The organism is Vibrio sp. 1401, from assembly GCF_033340295.1.
Genome location: NZ_JAWOWF010000605.1, coordinates 1 through 584, shown reverse-complemented (window position 1 = coordinate 584; position 584 = coordinate 1). Strand labels below are relative to the sequence as shown.

Sequence of the window (584 nt, the reverse complement as noted above, 5' to 3'; positions counted from 1 at the left end):
GATCTCACGGGCAATCATGACGATTATTATCCCGAGCCACTACGCGGTGTGATTGATGAATGGAATGATTACATCTATCCAAACGTGAATAATGGGGTGTATCGTTGCGGTTTTGCTACTTCGCAAGAAGCGTATGAAGAGGCTTTTGAATCGTTGTTTTCGGCCTTAGATAAAATTGATGCTCATCTGGCGACCCATCGCTATCTAGCAGGCAATAAAATTACGGAAGCCGATTGGCGTTTGTTCACCACGTTAGTGCGTTTTGATGCCGTGTACGTTGGGCACTTCAAGTGTAATAAACAACGCATTGCCGATTACGTCAATATTCAGGGTTATCTGAAAGAGCTGTATCAGATTGACGGTATCGCCGATACCACCGATTTCTATCATATTAAGCGCCATTATTACTTCAGTCACACAGGGATTAATCCAACGCAAGTGGTGCCTAAAGGGCCTGATTTAGACTTTAGTTCTCCTCACCAAAGAGAAATGATCGGTTAGTTTGTAACGGTTCATCCAATACAAAGCCCTTAACGACGAACTGCGTTGTTAAGGGCTTTTATTCACGCTAAGTACTGGGAGAT

General features: G+C 43.5%; 1 protein-coding gene. It reads left to right on the top strand.

Features of this window, described 5'->3' with window-relative positions; all coding sequences use genetic code 11:
* On the top strand, positions 1–501 hold a 501-nt coding region (locus R7Z77_RS27085), incomplete at its 5' end, for a glutathione S-transferase C-terminal domain-containing protein (RefSeq protein ID WP_318137270.1).
* Positions 502–584: the final 83 nt, after the last annotated feature.